At 69.9% G+C, this 18,115-nt stretch carries 14 protein-coding genes; 7 read left to right on the plus strand and 7 right to left on the minus strand.

Annotated features, from left to right (window positions below; genetic code table 11):
• Positions 1–112 precede the first annotated feature (112 nt).
• The 5 genes from ACWDA7_RS01410 (at position 113) to ACWDA7_RS01430 (ending at position 7,348) form a co-directional block, all read left to right on the plus strand.
• Positions 113–1,216: a substrate-binding domain-containing protein gene (locus ACWDA7_RS01410; RefSeq protein WP_450602341.1), complete on the plus strand. Its 1,104-nt coding sequence runs from the start codon at positions 113–115 to the stop codon at positions 1,214–1,216.
• A gap of 178 nt (positions 1,217–1,394) precedes the next feature.
• Positions 1,395–2,186: an ATP-binding cassette domain-containing protein gene (locus ACWDA7_RS01415; protein WP_359394273.1), complete on the plus strand. Its 792-nt coding sequence runs from the start codon at positions 1,395–1,397 to the stop codon at positions 2,184–2,186.
• Positions 2,183–3,475 (plus strand): sugar ABC transporter permease, encoded by a 1,293-nt coding sequence (locus tag ACWDA7_RS01420; protein ID WP_450602172.1) that lies wholly within the window; start codon positions 2,183–2,185, stop codon positions 3,473–3,475. Before ACWDA7_RS01415 ends, ACWDA7_RS01420 begins: the two co-directional genes overlap by 4 nt.
• 295 nt (positions 3,476–3,770) lie before the next feature.
• A complete protein-coding gene (gene dxs, locus ACWDA7_RS01425) occupies positions 3,771–5,705 on the plus strand; it encodes a 1-deoxy-D-xylulose-5-phosphate synthase (RefSeq protein WP_450602173.1) in 1,935 nt (644 codons plus the stop codon).
• A gap of 146 nt (positions 5,706–5,851) precedes the next feature.
• The gene (locus ACWDA7_RS01430; protein WP_450602174.1) at positions 5,852–7,348 is read left to right on the plus strand and encodes an amino acid permease; all 1,497 of its coding nucleotides are present in this window, start codon (positions 5,852–5,854) and stop codon (positions 7,346–7,348) included.
• A gap of 23 nt (positions 7,349–7,371) precedes the next feature.
• Here ACWDA7_RS01430 and ACWDA7_RS01435 read toward each other — a convergent pair whose 3' ends face one another.
• Positions 7,372–7,776: an NTP pyrophosphohydrolase gene (locus ACWDA7_RS01435; protein ID WP_450602175.1), complete on the minus strand. Its 405-nt coding sequence runs from the start codon at positions 7,774–7,776 to the stop codon at positions 7,372–7,374.
• Between the two features lie 54 nt (positions 7,777–7,830).
• Here ACWDA7_RS01435 and ACWDA7_RS01440 point away from each other — a divergent pair, with 54 nt between their 5' ends.
• On the plus strand, positions 7,831–8,865 hold the full coding sequence (locus ACWDA7_RS01440) for a hypothetical protein (protein WP_450602176.1): 1,035 nt from the start codon (positions 7,831–7,833) through the stop codon (positions 8,863–8,865).
• Between the two features lie 235 nt (positions 8,866–9,100).
• Here the strand turns inward: ACWDA7_RS01440 and ACWDA7_RS01445 are convergent, their stop codons facing one another.
• From ACWDA7_RS01445 to ACWDA7_RS01465, 5 genes are all read right to left on the minus strand, one after another.
• Positions 9,101–11,230, minus strand: a complete 2,130-nt coding sequence (locus tag ACWDA7_RS01445) for a 3-hydroxyacyl-CoA dehydrogenase NAD-binding domain-containing protein (protein ID WP_450602177.1) — start codon at positions 11,228–11,230, stop codon at positions 9,101–9,103.
• The gene (locus tag ACWDA7_RS01450; RefSeq protein WP_450602178.1) at positions 11,227–12,444 is read right to left on the minus strand and encodes a thiolase family protein; all 1,218 of its coding nucleotides are present in this window, start codon (positions 12,442–12,444) and stop codon (positions 11,227–11,229) included. The genes ACWDA7_RS01445 and ACWDA7_RS01450 overlap by 4 nt, the downstream gene beginning before the upstream one ends.
• 334 nt (positions 12,445–12,778) lie before the next feature.
• The gene (locus ACWDA7_RS01455; protein ID WP_450602179.1) at positions 12,779–14,053 is read right to left on the minus strand and encodes an HRDC domain-containing protein; all 1,275 of its coding nucleotides are present in this window, start codon (positions 14,051–14,053) and stop codon (positions 12,779–12,781) included.
• A 238-nt stretch (positions 14,054–14,291) separates the two neighbouring features.
• Positions 14,292–14,954, minus strand: a complete 663-nt coding sequence (locus tag ACWDA7_RS01460; RefSeq protein WP_003993737.1) for a response regulator transcription factor — start codon at positions 14,952–14,954, stop codon at positions 14,292–14,294.
• Between the two features lie 287 nt (positions 14,955–15,241).
• Positions 15,242–15,910 carry a DUF3000 domain-containing protein gene (locus ACWDA7_RS01465; protein WP_450602181.1) on the minus strand — a complete coding sequence of 223 codons (669 nt, stop codon included), beginning with the start codon at positions 15,908–15,910 and terminating at the stop codon, positions 15,242–15,244.
• A 219-nt stretch (positions 15,911–16,129) separates the two neighbouring features.
• Here ACWDA7_RS01465 and hemE point away from each other — a divergent pair, with 219 nt between their 5' ends.
• Positions 16,130–17,197: a uroporphyrinogen decarboxylase gene (hemE, locus tag ACWDA7_RS01470; protein WP_450602182.1), complete on the plus strand. Its 1,068-nt coding sequence runs from the start codon at positions 16,130–16,132 to the stop codon at positions 17,195–17,197.
• A gap of 56 nt (positions 17,198–17,253) precedes the next feature.
• Here hemE and ACWDA7_RS01475 read toward each other — a convergent pair whose 3' ends face one another.
• Positions 17,254–18,078, minus strand: coding sequence for a rhomboid family intramembrane serine protease (locus ACWDA7_RS01475; protein ID WP_450602183.1), 825 nt, complete (start codon positions 18,076–18,078; stop codon positions 17,254–17,256).
• Between the last annotated feature and the right edge of the window lie 37 nt (positions 18,079–18,115).

Consider the following 18,115-nt stretch of genomic DNA (forward strand, 5'->3'; position numbering starts at 1 on the left):
ATCTCGTTAAGGATTTACTTCTTGACGTCGCACGTGCGGCCGAGTTGACTTCCAGCCACCTCGGCCGCAACGACGCGGCCTCGTCAGGGAGGTTTCTGAAGTGAACACGCGTATGCGTCGTGCGGCCTTCGCCGTTGCTGCTGGTGCCATGGCCGTCTCGCTGGCCGCCTGTGGCAGCGCCAAGGAGTCCGGTGGTGGCTCCGCCTCGTCGTCCCCGAGCACCAACAAGGGCGACGCCATCAAGGTCGGTCTGCTTCTCCCCGAGAACCAGACCGCGCGTTACGAGAAGTTCGACCGCCCCTTGATCGAGAAGAAGGTCAAGGAGCTCACGAACGGCAAGGGCGAGGTCGTCTACGCCAACGCCAAGCAGGACGCCAGCCAGCAGAACCAGCAGGTCGACACCATGATCACCAACAAGGTCGACGTGCTGATCGTGGACGCGGTGGACTCCGCGGCCATCAAGAACTCGGTCCAGAAGGCGAAGGACGCCGGCATCCCGGTCGTCGCCTACGACCGTCTGGCGCAGGGCCCGATCAGCGCCTACACCTCGTTCGACAACGAGACCGTCGGCAAGACCCAGGGTCAGGCCCTCCTCGACGCGCTGGGCTCCAAGGCCAAGTCCGGCAAGATCGTCATGATGAACGGCTCCGTCACCGACCCGAACGCCGCACAGTTCAAGAAGGGCGCCCACGAGGTGCTCGACGGCAAGGTGAACGTCGGCAAGGAGTACGACACCAAGGACTGGAAGCCGGAGAACGCCAACACCAACATGGAGGGCGCCATCTCCGCCCTCGGCAAGAAGAACATCATCGGCGTCTACTCCGCCAACGACGGCATGGCCGGCGGTATCATCACCGCCCTCAAGGCCGCCGGGATCAACAACATCCCGGTCACCGGCCAGGACGCGGAGCTCGCCGGTGTGCAGCGCATCGTCGCCGGTACGCAGTTCATGAGCGTCTACAAGCCGTACGCCCCCGAGGCCGACGCCGCCGCCGAGATGGCCGTCGCGCTCGCCCAGGGCAAGACGCTCGACTCGATAGCCAAGGACAAGGTCGACAGCCCGACCACCCAGCAGGTCCCGTCGGTCCTGGTCCCGGTCCAGTCGCTGACCAAGGACAAGATCAAGGACACCGTCGTCAAGGACGGCGTCTACACGGTCGCCGACATCTGCACGGCCCAGTTCAAGGCGGCCTGCGACAAGATCGGTCTGAAGTAATAGACCGCGAGCCCTTTCCCCGTACGGGAATTCCCTCTTGAATTCCCGTACGGGACTGGCGAACTAGGCTCCTCCGGCGCCCCGCAGTCACCAGCCCCGCAAGCTCGTCGCGGGGCGCCGGACGGAATATCCCCCTAATCTTCTGCACAACCTCCCGCCGGGTCAGGCGGCGAAGGAGATGGTTCACGTGTCCGCTACGCCCGTGCTGGCGTTGCGCGGGGTCTCCAAGCGTTTCGGTGCCGTTCAGGCGCTCACCGACGTAGAGCTTGAGGTCCACGCCGGTGAGGTGGTCGCCCTGGTCGGCGACAACGGCGCCGGAAAATCCACGCTGGTCAAGACGATCGCCGGTGTGCACCCCATCGATGAGGGCGTCATCGAATGGGAAGGCAAGCCCGTACAGATCAACAAGCCGCACGACGCCCAGAGCCTGGGCATCGCGACGGTGTACCAGGACCTCGCGCTGTGCGACAACATCGATGTTGTCGGCAACCTCTACCTCGGCCGCGAGGTCGTGAAGCGCGGTGTCCTGGACGAGGTCGAGATGGAGCGGCGCTCGCGTGAGCTGCTGGACCAGCTGTCGATCCGCATCCCCAGCGTCCGCATCCCCATCGCCTCGCTCTCCGGCGGTCAGCGTCAGACCGTGGCCATCGCCCGTTCCATGCTCGGCGAGCCCAAGCTGGTCATCCTCGACGAGCCCACCGCCGCCCTCGGTGTCGAGCAGACCGCCCAGGTCCTCGACCTCGTGGAGCGCCTGCGCGAGCGCGGTTACGCCGTGATCCTCATCAGCCACAACATGGCCGACGTGAAGGCCGTCGCCGACAAGGTGGCGGTGCTGCGTCTGGGGCGCAACAACGGCGTCTTCGAGGTCAAGTCGACCTCGCAGGAAGAGATCATCTCCGCCATCACCGGCGCCACGGACAACGCCGTGACCCGTCGTGCGGCGCGCAGCAATGGGGAGATCAAGAAGTGAGCATCGACAAGACCTCCACGCCCGCCGAGGACCACGTCGTGGAGAACCCCGAGGCGGCCGCCCAGGCCGTCACCGCCGTCGACCCCCGGCTGCTGGTGCGTGAGCAGGGCCTCAAGGGCTATGTCACCGAGTTCAAGCGCAAGTTGAAGGCCGGTGACCTCGGTGCCATTCCGGTCGTCATCGGTCTGGCGATCATCTGGATCATCTTCCAGAGCCTGAACTCCAACTTCCTCACCGCCGGCAACCTCTCCGACATCTCCGTCGCCATGGTCGGCACGGGCATGATCGCCGTCGGTATCGTCTTCGTGCTGCTGCTCGGCGAGATCGACCTGTCGGTCGGTTCGGTCTCCGGTGTCGCGGGCGCCTCCTACGCGGTGCTGACCGTCACCCACGGCATGAACGCCTGGCTCGCCTTCGTGCTGGCCATCCTGACGGGCACCGTCGCGGGCGCGATCCACGGCTTCTTCTTCGCGAAGATCGGTGTGCCGGCGTTCGCGGTCACCCTGGCCGGTCTGCTGTTCTGGAACGGCTTCATGCTCCAGATCCTGGGTGACAGCGGCACCATCAACCTGGACAGCGAGGGCCTCGTCGCCAAGCTGACCAGCTACTACTTCTCCGACGTGGCCGCCTCCTACGGGCTCGCCCTCGCGGTGACGGTGATCTTCTTCCTCAGCTCCTACTTCGGCAACAGGCGGCGCGAGGCCGCCGGTGTGCCGTCCCGGCCGCTGAGCGAGACCATCCTGCGCACGGTGCTGCTGGCGATCGTCGCCTTCGCCGTGGCGGCCGTCTACAACCAGTACAAGGGTCTGCCGCTGGCCGTGGTGATCTTCGTCGGCGTGCTGCTGATCACCGACTTCGTGCTGCGCCGCACCGCGTACGGCCGCAAGATCTTCGCCCTCGGTGGCAGCGTCGAGGCCTCTCGGCGTGCCGGTATCAACGTGGATATGGTCCGGATCTCGGTCTTCGCGATCTCCGGCACGTTCGCCGCGATCGGCGGTCTGTTCATCGCCTCGAAGATCGCCTCCGCCAACCAGGGTGCCGGTGGCGGTGACCTGCTGATGAACGCGATCGCCGCGGCGGTCATCGGTGGTACGTCGCTGTTCGGTGGCCGCGGGCGCACGTGGAACGCGCTGCTCGGTGTACTGGTCATCGTGTCCATCCAGTACGGCCTGGCCCTGGAGGGCATCGCCTCGCCGGTCCAGTACATGATCACCGGTGGCGTCCTGCTGGCGACCGTCGTCATCGACGCGGTCACCCGTAAGACGCAGAAGTCGGCCGGCCGCGCGTAAGCGCTCCGCGGGAAGCGCCGTCCGGGTACGGCGGCGGTCCCCCCGGCAGCGGGTCCGCTGTGGCTGATCAAGCCCACGCGGCGGAACCGCATGATGCAACCGGGCCGCGCCCCCCGAGGGGGCGCGGCCCGCGCTCTTGACCTGCGCCCGGTACCGATGGTGGTGCCGGGCCCGGTCGTGTCCCGCCGGACGTGTTGCGCGGAAGGTGAGGGCCGCCCATGATCCGCACAGACGGAACATTAGACTCGACGGGCCCGGCAAAAGCTCGACTCAGCTCTACTGCAAGGAGGCACGGGTGCCGCTGCTGACCCGCATCAGGGGACCGCGCGATCTGGACCGGCTCAGCCTGGAAGAGCTGGACCTGCTGGCAGAGGAGATCCGGACCTTCCTCGTCGGCGCCGTCTCCAAGACCGGCGGCCACCTCGGCCCCAACCTCGGTGTGGTCGAGCTCACCATCGCCCTGCACCGCGTCTTCGACTCGCCCAGGGACAAGGTCCTCTTCGACACCGGTCACCAGGCCTACGTCCACAAGCTGCTCACCGGCCGTCAGGACTTCACCGGGCTGCGCAGCAAGGGCGGCCTGTCCGGGTACCCCTCGCGCGCCGAGTCCGAGCACGACATCATCGAGAACTCGCACGCCTCCACGGTCCTCGGCTGGGCCGACGGCCTCGCCAAGGCCAACCAGCTGCTCGAGCGGGACAGCCACGTCGTGGCCGTCATCGGTGACGGGGCGCTGACCGGCGGCATGGCCTGGGAGGCGCTCAACAACATCGCGGACGCGAAGGACCGCCCGCTGGTCATCGTCGTCAACGACAACGAGCGCTCGTACTCGCCGACGATCGGCGGGCTCGCCAACCATCTGGCCACCCTGCGCACCACGGACGGGTACGAGAAGTTCCTGACCCGCACCAGGGAGGTCCTGGAGCGCACGCCCGTCGTCGGCAGGCCCCTCTACGACACCCTGCACGGCGCCAAGAAGGGTCTGAAGGACTTCATCGCCCCGCAGGGCATGTTCGAGGACCTCGGGCTCAAGTACGTCGGCCCGATCGACGGTCACAACATCGAGGCCCTGGAGTCCGCCCTCTCCCGCGCCAAGCGCTTCGGCGGCCCGGTCATCGTGCACTGCCTCACCGAGAAGGGCCGTGGCTACAAGCCCGCCGAGCAGGACGAGGCCGACCGCTTCCACGGCATCGGGCCCATCCACCCCGACACCGGCCTGCCCATCAAGGCCTCGGCCGCCAGCTGGACTTCCGTGTTCGGCGACGAGATGGTCAAGCTCGGGCGCGAGCGCGACGACATCGTCGCCATCACCGCGGCGATGCTCCAGCCCGTGGGCCTGAAGAAGTTCGCGGACGCCTTCCCGAACCGGATCTACGACGTCGGCATCGCCGAACAGCACGGCGCGGTCTCGGCGGCCGGTCTCGCCACCGGCGGAGTGCACCCCGTCTTCGCGGTGTACGCGACCTTCCTCAACCGCGCCTTCGACCAGGTCCTCATGGACGTCGCCCTGCACAAGTGCGGCGTGACCTTCGTACTCGACCGGGCCGGTGTCACCGGTGACGACGGCGCCTCGCACAACGGCATGTGGGACATGTCGATGCTCCAGGTGGTCCCGGGCCTCAGGATCGCCGCCCCGCGCGACGCCGAACAGCTGCGCGCCCAACTGCGCGAGGCCGTCGACGTCGACGACGCGCCGACCGTGCTGCGCTACTCCAAGGGCGTCGTCGGCCCGGCCGTCCCCGCGGTCGGCACCGTCGGCGGCATGGACGTGCTGCGCAAGGCCGACGCCCCCGTACCGGACGTGCTGCTGGTCTCCGTCGGCGCGCTCGCGCCCATGTGCCTGGAGGTCGCCGACCTCCTCGACAAGCAGGGCATCTCCACCACCGTCGTCGACCCGCGCTGGGTCAAGCCGGTCGACGAGGCGCTCGCCCCGCTCGCCGAGCAGCACCGCGTGGTCGTCACCGTCGAGGACAACTCGCGGGCCGGCGGTGTCGGTTCGGCGATCGCGCAGGCGCTGCGCGACGCGGGCGTGGATGTGCCGCTGCGTGACTTCGGCATCCCGTCGCGCTTCCTCGACCACGCCTCCCGCAAGGAGGTCCTGGCGGAGATCGGCCTGACCGCGCCGGACATCGCCCGGCAGGTCACCGGGCTCGTCGCCAAGCTCGACGGCCGGTTCGACCGTGCGGATGCCCCCGGGGCCGTGGACCCGATGGAGTCCGCACGCGACTGACCTCTTCCCGCTGGGCTGCCTGGGCCGGTTCCGCCATCCTTTACGGTGGCGGAACCGGCCCGTTTGCGTGATCCCCTCGCGCCGGGGCATACGGACTACGCCCCCTCTCGATCATGTCGGGGACGACAAGCGTGGGAGGTCCGCCCGTGAGCCGCACCCTCTTCCGGACGAAGAGCGTCGAACAGTCGATGCGGGATACCGAGGAACCCGAACACGCGCTCAGAAAGACCCTCTCCGCCCTGGACCTGACCGTGTTCGGCGTCGGTGTCATCATCGGCACCGGCATCTTCGTGCTGACCGGCAAGGTGGCCAAGGAGAACGCGGGCCCCGCCGTCTCCCTGGCCTTCGTGGTGGCCGGTGTGGTCTGCGCGCTCGCCGCGCTGTGCTACGCGGAGTTCGCCTCGACGGTCCCCGTCGCGGGATCCGCGTACACGTTCTCCTACGCCACCCTCGGGGAACTGCCCGCCTGGATCATCGGCTGGGACCTGGTCCTGGAGTTCACGCTGGGCACGGCGGTGGTCGCGGTCGGCTGGTCCGGGTACATCCGCTCGCTGATGGACAACGCGGGCTGGCACCTGCCCGACTATCTCGGGGGACGGGACGGGGCGCACGGCTTCGGCTTCGACATCCTGGCCGCCGCGCTGGTCCTCGTGCTCATCGCCATCCTCGTCGTCGGCGTGAAGCTCTCGGCCCGGGTCACCGAACTCGTCGTCGCCATCAAGGTGGCCGTGGTGCTGATCGTGATCATCGCGGGTGCCTTCTTCATCAACAGCGCCAACTACCGGCCGTTCGTCCCGAAGCCGCGACCGGTGGAGGCGGGCGGCACGCTCTCGGCGCCGCTCATCCAGCTGATGTTCGGCTGGGCACCGTCCGACTTCGGCGTGATGGGTATCTTCACCGCCGCCTCCGTCGTCTTCTTCGCCTTCATCGGTTTCGACATCGTGGCGACGACGGCGGAGGAGACCCGCAACCCCCAGCGGGACGTGCCGCGCGGCATCCTCGGCTCGCTGTTGATCTGCACCGTGCTGTACGTGGCGGTGTCCATCGTGGTCACCGGTATGGAGAACTACTCGAAGCTGTCCGTGGACGCCCCGCTCGCCGACGCCTTCAAGTCCGTAGGGCACCCCTGGTTCGCAGGTGTGATCAGCTTCGGGGCCGCCGTCGGCCTGACGACCGTCTGCATGATCCTGCTGCTCGGGCAGACCCGGGTCTTCTTCGCGATGAGCCGCGACGGGCTGCTGCCCCGCTTCTTCTCCCGGGTCCACCCGCGGTTCAAGACGCCCCATCGGCCGACCGTGCTGCTGGGCGTGGTCATCGCCGTCGTCGCGGGCTTCACCAGTCTCAGCGAGCTCGCGGAACTGGTGAACATCGGCACGTTGTTCGCCTTCATCGTGGTCGCGATCGGCGTGATCATCCTCCGCCGGACCCGCCCCGACCTGCACCGTGCCTTCCGCACTCCGCTCCTCCCGGCGGTGCCGATCCTGTCGGTGTGCGCCTCGCTGTGGCTGATGCTGAACCTGCCCACGGAGACCTGGCTGCGGTTCGCCGTGTGGCTGGTCGTCGGTTTCTTCGTGTACTTCCTCTACGGCCGCGCGCACAGCCGCGTCGGCCGCGAGGAAGAGCCACGGCCGACCGGGCGATGAGGACGTCACCGGCCGGGTGGTACTCAGCCGCGCTGTGCCGGCGGCTCCTCCTCACGCAGTGTGCGCGGTCCCGCGACCTCGGCGCCCAGTTCCGCCACCCGGCGCTGCAACTCGCGGTCCGCCGTGACCACCACGACGGGACGGCCCCCCGCCTCCGCGACCAGTTCGACGATCCGGTCGTCGCCGCTGCCGGGCGCCGACTCCACCCGTACGTGGGGCATCGACTCCACCCCGCGGGCCGCACCCTCGACCACGAGCACCATCTCCACGGGCCCGGGACAGCCCGGAAGTCCCGCCTCGGCGTACCGCACGAGCCGGTCCCTCAGTCGCTCCGCCGCGCCCCGCCGGTCGCGCCACCATCCGTCGGGCACGGACCCGACGACGTTCGCGGCATCGACGACGACAAGGGGTGGGGCACTCATGTCCATAGCCTCGCACGACAGCGGCCCGCCCGCATGCGCGTGCCCGATTAGAGTGGGGGAGTGTCAACGGTGCGTACGGTCAACGGCCGCTGGCTGCTGCGCGGCAGGGACGGCAGCCTGAGCGCCTACGCGGCGCGGGACGAGGCGGTGTGGTGCCGTGCCGAGCGGCATCCGGGTCTTCCCTGGGGGCCCTCACGACGCGTGGGCGGGGACCAGCGTCTGCATGCCGGGCCCGGCATCGGACAGGGCAGCGACGGGTACGCCCATCTCGTCGCCTGGCGTCCCACGGTCCGCGGCGAATCGGGACTTGTGCACTCCACCCACTTCCGGCCCCATCTCTCCGCCCTCGACTGGACACCGATCGGCCACCCGGACAAGAAGGGGGACCGGACCGGTGTACCGGCGGTGGCCGTCGACGACGAGGGCCGTGCCCATGTCTTCGTGCGCAACAAGGGCGGCGGCGTCAGCATGGTCGCCCAGAAGGAGAAGGGCGGCTGGGACCCCTGGCGCGACCTCGAGGGGAGCGCCGTCCACGAGGAGTTGGCGGCGGTGACGGGGGAGTCGGGGCGCGTGGAACTGTACGCGGCCGTGTCCGGCGGCATCCTGCACTGGCGGCAGCAGGCGCCGGGCGAGCAGCCGGTCCTGGAGGAGACGCTGGAGGCCCAGGTCCGCCCGGGAACGCTCCACGCCCTTGCCACCTCGCCGGACAGCACCACCCTCTTCTATCTCGAGGAGTCCGGCGGTCTGTGCGCCTGGCGACCCGGAGGCAAGCCGGTCACCGTGCTGGCCTCCGCCGGCCCCGGCCCGGTCTGTGCCATGCGCTGCGAACTGGACGGTCACGACTGCACGTTGCTCGCCCAGCGCTCGGCCGGGGGCCGCGCGGTGTTCGCCGCCTACCCCACCGGGCGGGAGTCGGCCGGCGCCTCGTGGACCGAGTCCGGCCCCCGGCTTCCCGCGGACGCCGAGGTGTCGCTGACGGTGGACGCGGACAACCGGGTGGTCGCCGCCGCGTTCGCCCCGTCCACCGGTGAGCTGCTCCTCGCCCGCCGCACGGACGGAACGGGCCTCGCACTGGAGGCGTGGCAGCCCGTCTGACGGCGGATCACCCGCGCCGGGCGGCCCGTTGGGCTCTGGCGTTCGTGAATTCGCCCCGTCCACCGGTGAGCTGCTCCTCGCCCGCCGCACGGACGGAACGGGCCTCGCACTGGAGGCGTGGCAGCCTGTCTGACGGCGGATCACCCGCGCCGGGCGGCGCGTTGGGCTCTGGCGTTCGTGAAGACGAGGAGAGGGCCCCCGCCGAGGCGGAGGCCCTCTCCTTCTCAAGCCACGATCACGCTGGGACCGAGGCCATGCCCGGCTCGAGGAACCTCTTGCCGTTCACGCGCTCCGAGACGCCCTCGCGGTCCAGGTACGGCGTGATGCCGCCCAGGTGGAAGGGCCAGCCGGCGCCGGTGATCAGGCACAGGTCGATGTCCTGGGCCTCGGCGACGACGCCCTCGTCCAGCATCAGACCGATTTCCTGGGCCACCGCGTCCAGGACACGGGCGCGGACCTGCTCCTCGCTCAGAACGGTGTCGCCCTGCTTCAGGAGCGCGGCGACCTCCGGGTCCAGCTCGGGCTTGCCGCTGTCGTAGACGTAGAAGCCGCGCTTGCCCGCCTCGACGACCGCCTTGAGGTTCGGGGAGACCTTGAAGCGCTCCGGGAACGCGCCGTGCAGCGTCTCGGAGACGTGCAGGCCGATCGCGGGGCCGACCAGCTCGAGGAGGACCAGCGGGGACATCGGCAGGCCGAGCGGCTCGATCGCCTTCTCCGCCACCGCGACCGGGGTGCCCTCGTCGATGACATTCTGGATCTCGCCCATGAAGCGGGTGAGGATGCGGTTGACGACAAACGCCGGGGCGTCCTTGACCAGAACCGCCGTCTTCTTCAGCTTCTTGGCCACCGCGAAGGCGGTCGCCAGCGAGGCGTCGTCCGTCTGCTCGCCGCGAACGATCTCGAGGAGCGGCAGGATCGCGACCGGGTTGAAGAAGTGGAAGCCGACGACCCGCTCGGGGTGCTGCAGCTTCGACGCCATCTCCGACACCGACAGGGAGGAGGTGTTGGTCGCGAGGATCGCGTGCGTCGGGGCGACCGCCTCGACCTCCGCGAACACCTTCTGCTTGACCGACATCTCCTCGAACACGGCCTCGATGATGAAGTCCGCGTCCGCGAAGCCCTCCGCCTTGTCCAGGACACCGGAGACCAGCGCCTTGAGGCGGTTGGCCTTGTCCTGGTTGATGCGGCCCTTGCCGAGCAGCTTGTCGATCTCGGCGTGGACGTAGCCGACGCCCTTGTCGACGCGCTCCTGGTCGATGTCCGTCAGGACGACCGGGACCTCGAGGCGGCGCAGGAACAGCAGGGCCAGCTGGGAGGCCATCAGACCGGCGCCGACGACACCGACCTTGGTGACCGGGCGGGCCAGGTTCTTGTCGGGGGCGCCCGCCGGGCGCTTGCCGCGCTTCTGGACGAGGTTGAACGCGTAGATGCCGGCGCGCAGTTCGCCGCCCATGATGAGGTCCGCGAGGGCCTGGTCCTCGGCGTCGTAGCCCTGCTGCAGGTCGCCGTTCTTCGCGGCGGCGATGATGTCCAGCGCGCGGTACGCGGCCGGGGCCGCTCCGTGCACCTTGCCATCGGCGATGAAGCGGCCCTTGGCGACGGCCTGGTCCCAGGCCTCGCCGCGGTCGATCACCGGGCGCTCGACCTGGATCTCGCCCTTGAGGACGGTGGCGGTCCAGATCAGCGACTGCTCGAGGAAGTCGGCGCCCTCGAAGATGGCGTCGGCGATGCCGAGCTCGTAGACCTGCTTGCCCCCCAGCTGCTTGTTCTGGTTGAGCGAGTTCTCGATGATCACCGAGACGGCCTTGTCGGCGCCGATCAGGTTCGGCAGCAGGGTGCAGCCGCCCCAGCCGGGGACCAGGCCCAGGAAGACCTCGGGCAGGGAGAACGCCGGGAGGGCCGCGGACACCGTGCGGTAGGTGCAGTGCAGGCCGACCTCGACGCCGCCGCCCATGGCCGCGCCGTTGTAGTACGCGAACGTCGGGACCGCGAGGGCCGACAGGCGCTTGAAGACCTCGTGGCCGCCCTTGCCGATGGCCAGCGCGTCCTCGTGCCTCTTCAGCAGCTCGACGCCCTTGAGGTCGGCGCCGACCGCGAAGATGAACGGCTTGCCGGTGATGCCGACGCCGACGATCTCGCCGTCCGCGGCCTCCTTCTCGACCTGGTCGATCGCGGCGTTGAGGTTCGCCAGCGACTGCGGGCCGAAGGTGGTCGGCTTGGTGTGGTCGAAGCCGTTGTCCAGAGTGATCAGGGCGAACTTGCCCGCACCCAGCGGCAGGTCGAAGTGGCGTACGTGCGCCTGCGTGACGACCTCGTCCGGGAACAGCTCGGCCGCGCCCTTCAACAGTTCGGCGGTGGTGCTCACTTGTCCCCCTCGAAGTGCGGGTTCTCCCAGATGACCGTCGCGCCCATGCCGAAGCCGACGCACATGGTGGTCAGGCCGTAGCGGACCTGCGGCTGCTCTTCGAACTGGCGGGCCAGCTGCGTCATCAGACGGACGCCGGAGGATGCGAGCGGGTGACCGTAGGCGATGGCGCCGCCGTACTGGTTGACGCGCTCGTCGTCGTCCGCGATGCCGTAGTTGTCGAGGAGGGCCAGGACCTGGACGGCGAAGGCCTCGTTGATCTCGAACAGACCGATGTCGGAGATCGAGAGGCCCGCCTTGGCGAGCGCCTTCTCCGTGGCCGGGATCGGGCCGTAGCCCATGACCTCGGGCTCCACGCCTACGAAGGCGTAGGAGACCAGGCGCATCTTGACCGGCAGGCCGTTCTCCCGCGCGAAGTCCTCGGACGCGATGATCGAGGCGGTGGCGCCGTCGTTCAGACCGGCCGCGTTGCCCGCGGTGACCCGGCCGTGGACGCGGAACGGCGTCTTCAGGTTCGCCAGGTTCTCCAGGGTGGTGCCCGGGCGCATCGGCTCGTCGGCGGTGACCAGGCCCCAGCCCGTCTCGCCGCCCTCGGGGTTGGTGCGGCGCACCGAGATGGGCACCAGGTCCTGCTGGATCTTGCCGTTGGCGTACGCCTTGGCGGCCTTCTCCTGCGAGCGCACCGCGTACTCGTCGGCGCGCAGCTTGGTGATCTGCGGGTAGCGGTCGTGCAGGTTCTCCGCGGTCATGCCCATGAACAGGGCGGACTCGTCGACCAGCTTCTCGCTGACGAAGCGCGGGTTCGGGTCCACGCCCTCGCCCATCGGGTGGCGGCCCATGTGCTCGACACCGCCCGCGATGGCGACGTCGTACGCGCCGAAGGCGATGGAGCCGGAGACCGTGGTGACGGCGGTCAGCGCGCCCGCGCACATGCGGTCGATCGAGTAGCCGGGAACCGAGGTGGGCAGGCCCGCGAGGATGCCTGCGGTGCGGCCGATGGTCAGGCCCTGGTCACCGATCTGCGTGGTGGCGGCGACGGCCACCTCGTCGACCGTCTTCGGGTCGAGCCCGGGGTTGCGACGCAGCAGCTCCCGGATCGCCTTCACGACGAGGTCGTCGGCGCGGGTCTCGTGGTAGATGCCCTTCGGGCCCGCCTTGCCGAACGGGGTACGGACGCCGTCGACGAAGACGACGTCCCTGACGGTACGAGGCACGATGGCTCTCCTCCAGGGTGCGGGATGGCACTGCTGCGACGCACTGAGCGCGCGCTCAGCTCTCATGCTACTTGTGGGTAACCAAGCTGCCCAGTCCCGCAGGCCCAAGCGGTGAAGGTCACACCATCGGGTGAGCCCTCGGGCGTCGCCCACCCGGCAGCGCCACGCTGATCTTGGCGCGATCTCGACGCCGCCGCCCGCTTCAGGCAGCGTGCGAGCCCCTTCGGAAATACGGCGGGCACCGTTGGCCGGGGCGGGACCCGCGACCGACCCACGGCGCCCGCCCTGTCCTGCGACCGGCTCCCTCAGGCGCGCCCCGTGCCCTTCTCGGTCCTCAACCCAGGACCGACAGCGCTGCCACCAGCACCGGAGTGACCTGCTCGACCTGCCACGGCCGCGCCCCGTAACCGGTGAGCGCGGCCGCGACGGACTCGGCGTCGGCGGGTTTGGGCGGCTCCCAGCACACCCGCCGGACGGTGTCGGGGGAGATCAGATTCTCCTGCGGCATGTTCAGCTGCTCGGCGAGCGCCGAGATCGCCGCCCGCGCCGCGGTCAGCCGGGCCGCGGCGACCGGGTCCTTGTCGGCCCACGCCCGTGGTGGTGGGGGTCCGGTCACCGGCTGGCCGGGCTGCGGCAGGCCGGTCTCGGGCAGGGTCCTGGCACGGTCCACCGCGGCCTGCCACTGCTCCAGCTGACGCCGTCCCATGCGGTGCCCGAAGCCGCCGAGCGCGGCGAGGGCGTGCACATTCGGCGGCAGGGCCAGCGCGGCTTCGACGATCGCCGCGTCCCCGAGCACCTTGCCCGGCGAGACGTCCCGGCGCTGTGCGATGCGGTCCCGGGTCTGCCACAGCTCACGGACGACCGCCATCTGCCGGCGGCGGCGCACCTTGTGCATACCGGAGGTACGGCGCCAGGGGTCCTTGCGCGGCTCCGCAGGCGGCGCGGAGGCGATCGCCTCGAACTCCTGCTGGGCCCACTCCAGCTTGCCCTGCCGGTCGAGCTCCTTCTCCAGGGCGTCCCGCAGGTCGACGAGCAGCTCGACGTCCAGCGCCGCGTAGCGCAGCCAGGGATCGGGGAGGGGCCGTGTCGACCAGTCGACGGCCGAGTGCCCCTTCTCCAGCACGAAGCCCAGAACGCCCTCGACCATGGCGCCGAGCCCGACCCGGGGGAACCCCGCAAGGCGCCCGGCCAGCTCGGTGTCGAACAGCTGAGTGGGCATCATGCCTATTTCCCGCAGGCACGGCAGGTCCTGCGTGGCGGCGTGCAGCACCCACTCGGTGCCGGAGAGCACCTCGCCGAGGCCCGACAGGTCGGGGCAGGCGACGGGGTCGATCAGCGCGGTGCCCGCGCCCTCACGGCGCAGCTGGACCAGATAGGCACGCTGACCGTACCGGTAGCCGGACGCGCGTTCGGCGTCGACGGCCACCGGGCCGGTGCCGGCGGCGAAGGCCGAGATCATCTCGGCGAGGGAGGACGCGTCGGCGATCACGGGAGGAATCCCGTCACGCGGCTCCAGCAAAGGGATCGGCGCCGCTTCGACATCGTCCGGAGGGGCGCCTCCGGTGGTTCGCAGTGGGCTGTCTTCTGCGGTCTCTTGGGCGTCGGTCACCTGTCAAGGGTATCCGTGTATGGACTGCACCCGTCGACGGATCGTTCCGTCGACGGGCGATGGAGGGTCGTAAACCAGTCATGTGACAGATGCGCGGGAAAGGGATCAAGGTGCCGGCTGTACGCGGGTCGGTGGGCCCGGCCCGCTCGGTGATCTCCCCGGACTCGGGTCGGCGGCGGCTCGGTGCGGACGCGGATCGGGGTGGGCGGTGGGAACGGTGGACAGGGTGGCTGCGGGGTCAGTGGATGATGCCGGTGCGCAGGGCGACCGCCACCATTCCGGCGCGGTCGCCGGTGCCCAGCTTGCGCGCGATGCGGGCGAGGTGGCTCTTGACGGTCAGCGCGGACAGGCCCATCGAGACGCCGATGGCCTTGTTCGACTGACCCTCGGCGACCAGGCGGAGTACCTCCACCTCGCGGCCGGACAGTTCGCGGTAGCCGCCCGGGTGGCTCGGGGCACCCGGGGGGCGGCGGTGCAGGCGCGCGGCGGCGGCGCCGATGGGAGCGGCGCCGGGTCGGGTGGGGAGCCCGACGTTGGTGCGCGTGCCGGTGACGACATAGCCCTTCACTCCGCCTGCCAGGGCGTTGCGGACCGCGCCGATGTCGTCGGCGGCGGACAGGGCCAGACCGTTCGGCCAGCCCGCGGCACGGGTCTCCGAGAGCAGGGTGAGACCGGAGCCGTCGGGGAGGTGGACATCGGCGACGCAGATGTCGCGGGGGTTGCCGATGCGAGGGCGCGCCTCCGCGATGGACGACGCCTCGATCACGTCGCGCACTCCGAGCGCCCAGAGGTGGCGGGTGACGGTGGAACGGACGCGCGGGTCGGCCACGACGACCATGGCGGTCGGCTTGTTCGGGCGGTAGGCGACCAGGCTTGCGGGCTGCTCGAGAAGAACGGACACCAGGCCTCCTGGGGTGCGGGACGGGGCCGGCTCTGGGGATCAAGCCGGGACGAACCGTGCTTTCAAGGTCACAGTCGTCTTCGGCACCAAACCTCTCGTCCTTTAGAGAATGATCACGATTTGGTGAGTAACAATCCGGGCAATTCGGACGCGCGAGCGATCAATGGGAGGCCGAGTTGGATCACTCTGGCGTCGATATGAGGCTGAAAGTGGTCGTATCGACAAAGAGATGGCAAGAAACGTCAGTCGGAGGTTGACGCTGTCCGTCTTCTGGGAAAGCGGCGAAATCAGCGGGACTGGGGATCCCGCCTTTGCGGCAGCGTCACCACGGAGGCGTCACCCGGGCCTGCCGGAGGCAGCCCCGCCACCTGGCACAGCAGATCGCACCACGAGGCGAAATGGGCGGCCGTGTCCGGGGCGCCCCCCAGGCCCTCGCGAGGCGTCCAGGAGGCGCGGATCTCGATCTGGGAGGCGGCCGGGCGCGCGGCGAGCCCGCCGAAGTAGTGCGAACTCGCGCGGGTCACCGTCCCGCTCGGCTCGCCGTACGCCAGCCCGCGGGCCTGCAGCGCCCCGGTCAGCCAGGACCAGCAGACCTCGGGCAGCAGCGGGTCGGACGCCATCTCCGGCTCGAGCTCGGCCCGCACCAGCGTGACCAGACGGAACGAGCCCTGCCAGGCCTCGTGCCCGGCCGGGTCGTACAGCAGGACGAGGCGCCCGTCGGCCAGATCCTCGCCCTCCTCGACGACCGCGGCCTCCAGCGCGTACGTGAACGGGGCGAGCCGCTGCGGAGGCCGCGTCGGCTCGACCTCGATCTCCGGCCGCAGCCGTGCGGCCTTCAGCGCGTCCACGGCGGCACGGAAGGGCGGCGGCGCCTGCTCCCTCGCATCGCCGTCTGCCTCCTCCGCGTCGTCCATTCCGCCAGCGCCGTCCGTCGGTCGTCCCTGAGCCGCAGCCATGCGGGGAAGATTAAGGGCAGGAAAGCACGTTCGCAGGGAGAGACACCCTTGCCGCCGGTGGTTGGCCGGGAAAGGAACCGAGTGGCTGCGGCCGGGGCGAGTGCGCACCGGCCGTACCTGTGATATAGCGGCGTCGAGCCGCACGCGCGCGTCCCAGCGGCCCTCCGGCGCGCTCGCCTCCGGTCTCGGCGGTCCGTGCGGCGTGCGAGACTTTCCGGCGTGAGTGCCACTGACCGCCCCGCCACGGGCCAGCCGACAGCGACGTACGACTCCGCCTTCCTCAAGGCGTGCAGGCGCGAACCGGTGCCGCACACACCGGTCTGGTTCATGCGGCAGGCCGGGCGCTCACTGCCCGAGTACCGCAAGGTGCGCGAGGGCGTCCCGATGCTCGAGTCCTGCATGCGGCCGGAACTGATCACCGAGATCACTCTTCAGCCGGTCCGCCGGCACGGGGTGGACGCGGCGATCTACTTCAGCGACATCGTTGTGCCACTCAAGGCCATCGGTGTCGACCTCGACATCAAGCCCGGCGTCGGGCCCGTCGTCCAGCACCCGATCCGCTCCCGCGCCGACCTCGCGCAGCTGCGTGACCTGACCCCCGAGGACGTCTCGTACGTCACGGAGGCCATCGGCCTGCTCACCGCCGAACTGGGCGAGACCCCGCTGATCGGTTTCGCCGGCGCGCCTTTCACCCTCGCGAGCTACCTCATCGAGGGCGGCCCCTCTCGCACGTACGAGAACACCAAGGCGCTCATGCACGGCGACCCGCAGCTGTGGACCGACCTGGTGGACCGGCTCGCGGAGATCACGGTCGCCTTCCTGAAGATCCAGATCGAAGCGGGCGCCTCGGCGGTCCAGCTCTTCGACTCGTGGGCCGGCGCCCTCGCCCCCGCCGACTACCGTCGCTCGGTGCTGCCCGCCTCGGCCAAGGTTTTCCGGGCCGTCGAGGGGTACGGCGTCCCGCGCATCCACTTCGGTGTCGGCACCGGTGAACTGCTCGGCCTGATGGGCGAGGCGGGCGCGGACGTGGTCGGCGTCGACTGGCGCGTCCCGCTCGACGAGGCGGCCCGCCGCGTCGGCCCCGGCAAGGCTCTGCAGGGCAACCTCGACCCGGCGATCCTCTTCGCCCCGCGGGAGGTCGTCGAGACCAAGACCCGTGAGGTGCTGGCGGCCGCCGCCGGTCTGGAGGGCCACGTCTTCAACCTCGGCCACGGCGTCATGCCCTCCACCGACCCGGACGCCCTCACCCGGCTCGTGGAGTTCGTCCACACACAGACGGCCCACTGACACCTTTTTCTCCGGCCCGGTCGGCACGGGCGCGTCTGAGCCCGTGCCGAGCCGCGTCACCAGACCTGCCGGGCCCGTGCCTGCCTGCCCCACAGCAGGCCGCGCGGCTCGGGCGGCGCCGGGGTGCCGCGGCGCAGCGGCCAGGCCAGCAGCATGCCCACGATGAAGCCGACGATATGGGCCGCGTACGCCACGGTCCCGGCATGGGAGACGGCGGCCCCGGACGAGTAGACCGCCTGCAGCACGAACCAGAAGCCGAGCACGATCCAGGCGGGCAGCCGCAGCGGCAGGAAGATCAGGAAGGGGACCAGGACCCAGACCCTGGCCCGCGGATAGAGGACCAGATAGGCGCCGAGCACGCCGGCGATGGCTCCCGAGGCGCCGATCAGCGGGTCGCCCGAGTTGGCGTTGAGCAGGGCGAAGCCGTACGCCGCCGCGTAGCCGCAGACGACGTAGAAGACGGCGTAGCGGACATGGCCGAGGCGGTCCTCGATGTTGTTGCCGAAGATCAGCAGGAACAGCATGTTGCCCAGCAGATGGAGCCAGCTGCCGTGCAGGAACATCGCTGTGAACACCGACGTCGGTGGTGACTTGTGGTATTCCGGCGGGGCCACGACGCAGCCCGCGCCGTGCGGTCCGACGCCGACGGCGCCCGTGGGCACGAGCCTTGGCAGCTGGTCGTGGATCAACTCCCGCGGGACCGCGGCGTAGTGGTCCAGGAACGCCTGGAGATGGCACAGCTGCGAGAGGTCGCTCTGTCCCGCCACCGAACCGGCCAGCCCCGGGGTGAACAGGAAGACGATGAAGTTGGCCGCGATCAGCGCGTACGTGACATAGGGCGTACTGCGCACCGGGTTCACGTCATGGACGGGGATCACCACAAGGAAGTACTGCCCTCGATCGGCCGCGTGAATCGGT

The sequence above is a fragment of the Streptomyces sp. NPDC001156 genome, from assembly GCF_053598275.1.

Bases quoted from the DNA above. Each gene is read 5' to 3' on its own strand.
- ACWDA7_RS01415 (WP_359394273.1), top strand. From the start codon at position 1,395: ATGGTTCACGTGTCCGCTACGCCCGTGCTGGCGTTGCGCGGGGTCTCC.
- ACWDA7_RS01410 (WP_450602341.1), top strand. From the start codon at position 113: ATGCGTCGTGCGGCCTTCGCCGTTGCTGCTGGTGCCATGGCCGTCTCG.
- ACWDA7_RS01435 (WP_450602175.1), bottom strand. From the start codon at position 7,776: ATGGACATGAGTGCCCCACCCCTTGTCGTCGTCGATGCCGCGAACGTC.
- ACWDA7_RS01465 (WP_450602181.1), bottom strand. From the start codon at position 15,910: ATGGCTGCGGCTCAGGGACGACCGACGGACGGCGCTGGCGGAATGGAC.